Raw genomic sequence first — 2,598 nt, 5'->3', positions numbered from 1 at the left:
ACGGATCCAAGCCATTCAGCTTTGCTGACTGGATTAAAGTCATGATGTTTGCCGCTCGCTGACCACTGCGCAGCGAACCTGCAAACAGCCAGTTCTTGCGCCCCAACGCCCAAGGTCGCATTTGATTGTCGGGTAGTCAGACGCAGTTACCTACGTCCAACCCCCTAAGAACCGTGCATGCGAGTTTCCCAGCACACGGCTCAAGCCTCTGCTAAGGCGCCATTCGGCACCCGGTTATACATCGTTGACATTGGCAAATTGAACACTCCTTGGACAATACAGATGGTAAATCTCAAGATTAGCAACTGCATCCGTTCCACCATGACTTAGCTTCACAATATGACGGCTGTGCCATGGTGTATCTTTGGTGACTGGTTTAAGACAGGCGCAGCAGCGACCACCTTGTTTTAGCCACACCCGATACAGCTTGGCTCGCCCCTTTGCGGAGACCAGCATTCTTTTACCCCATCGGGATTCGAAGTACTCATCCCATGCGGGGTCATGAGGGTTAGCAGCAGCCTTGATCTTGATATGTCGCACAATTGGCGTGTCCGAGGCAGACACTAATGTGTATTGTCGCTTCCGACCGTCAGCGGACTGTTCATCACATGAGAACACCCATCGACGCGCTCCTTGTACTTTGAAATACCGATCTTTGACCCATCGGAGTGCTTTGCGAGGGTGGCGACGTACCGCCCATCGCCAGAGCATTTCCCACACTGCGCTGTCTACCTGGTTGAAAACCTTCTTGGCAACGACATAACTATGATAGTTGGCCCAACCCCTTAGAATAGGGTTGAGCAAACCGATCAAAGTGGCCTGTCGTGTCGCTTTGTTTGCATTGATTAATGCTCGCAGCTTATCGAGATGAGCACTGATGTTTGCCTTTGACGGCTTGATCAGTAGCTTGCCATTGTACTTGCGTACGTTCCACCCAAGAAAATCGAACCCGTTCCCTATGTGCGTGATTTTGGTCTTTTCCTGAGAGAGCACGAGACCGCGCTCCGCCAGAAATTCAACCACGGCAGGGCGAACTTCATTTTCGAGCCACTCTTTAGAATACCCCGTGATGATGAAATCATCCGCATACCGTACCAGTTGCAGCTTTTTGCCTGTCCATTTGGCGTTAGGGAACCTCTTCGCCAGCATCGTTTCCAGTCCGTCCAAGGTCATGTTGGCCAACACCGGGGAGATAATACCTCCTTGCGGTGTTCCGGAAAGACTGGGAAACAGCTTGCTTTGGTAGACGTAACCGGCTTTGAGCCATTTCCGTAGAATCACCTTGTCCATTGGGAGGTTGGCGATCATCCAGTCATGGCTGATATTGTCGAAACAGCCTTGAATGTCACCCTCTAGCACCCACTCCGCACTTACTTTTCTTGACAGCACACCAAAGCACTGTGCTGCAGCATCCGCGGTTGAGCGTTGTGGTCTGAATCCATAAGAGTTCCGATCAGCGGTGGTCTCCGCGATGGGTTCCAAAGCCAGCAGATGGAGCGCCTGCATGGCCCGGCATTTCATCGTGGGTATCCCGAGAGGTCTCATCTTGCCATTTTTCTTCGGAATAAGGACTCTCCGAAGCGGAAGGGGCGTGTAACCTCGCCTCTTCAACGACATCATCGCACCGGTCTTGGCCTTGGGTGTATTCCAAGTCACCTTGTCGACCCCAGCCGTGTTTTTGCCTTTGTTTTCAGACACTCGTTTTACGGCCAATGCTTTGCCACTAAACGAGTGAGTCAGCAGCCATTGCAGAGCTTTCGCCTTGTTATACCTGCAGTCTTGTACCGCCTTCACAATACGCGCTTGCAGCCCTCTGACATGACGCTGTACAGCAATCCAATCGATGCTGTCCCACGATGTGCTGGAAGGCGCACACGCTGATACTGCTGCGTTCATTTGCTCTCCCTCCATTAAAAGGGTTCTACACACTCTCTTGTGATGAGAGACCATAAGGACGTCAGCCCGCTTTCGCGTGAGGTAATGTTTCAACCTCTATCCAACCCATTACAGACTGGCATTCGCTTTTTCCTCGTTCCTTCGCCCGCATCACCATGGGCAGTTTTTGCAAACTGCTTTCCCAATGGGGGTAATACGGGATTTCCACGTTCCGCTTACTGAAGTACATCGGCTTAGGTGCCTGCTATCGACCGGGAGGCGTATGGGTCACGAATGCGTAGTAGAAAGACGCGATTCCCACCTCCATTACCGTTTTGGTTCGAGCGTATTAGCCATTTCCGCTCGTTCAATTTAACGATCGTTGCGCAGATTCACATGTGTTCACCATACCGATTATCTAGCCCTTGTCCGGCTATGGCTGCCAGAAGAGTACGCCTCTCACGATTGATACCCCGCACCTTACGGTGCCTCGTTACATTGTCGAAGGCGCTCTTTATTCAGCCTTCTAGATTCACCCGGTGACACGGGTGGTTCCCGCAGGGGGAACAACTTCATTAAGCGACTTCGTGTCGCACCTCGACCCAATTATTGCAAATAGGTAGATTGCCATCATCCAGATAGCGGCTTAAAGCTGGCCAACGCTTCAGAGTGTAATTGATGGCCTTGGCGGTGGGAGAACTCGATGGCACTGTCAGATGATGT

The 2,598-nt window shown here is 51.7% G+C and carries 1 protein-coding gene and 1 pseudogene; both read right to left on the bottom strand.

Going from position 1 to position 2,598, the window contains the following annotated elements:
• Positions 1 to 234: 234 nt before the first annotated feature.
• On the bottom strand, positions 235 to 1,896 hold the full coding sequence (gene ltrA / locus FTU83_RS17075) for a group II intron reverse transcriptase/maturase (protein ID WP_180107437.1): 1,662 nt from the start codon (positions 1,894 to 1,896) through the stop codon (positions 235 to 237).
• A 575-nt stretch (positions 1,897 to 2,471) separates the two neighbouring features.
• Positions 2,472 to 2,598 (bottom strand): annotated as a pseudogene (locus FTU83_RS17070) (transposase); the annotation flags it as partial.

It is taken from the genome of Acinetobacter sp. YH12152 (assembly GCF_013418285.1).
GTDB lineage: Bacteria > Pseudomonadota > Gammaproteobacteria > Pseudomonadales > Moraxellaceae > Acinetobacter > Acinetobacter amyesii.
The sequence above is the reverse complement of the archived record's forward strand: the minus strand, read 5'-3'. Positions and strand labels throughout refer to the sequence as shown.

What these genes read in the sequence shown, in the direction of transcription:
- ltrA (WP_180107437.1), bottom strand. Translation starts at nt 1,896, where the DNA reads ATGAACGCAGCAGTATCAGCGTGTGCGCCTTCCAGCACATCGTGGGAC.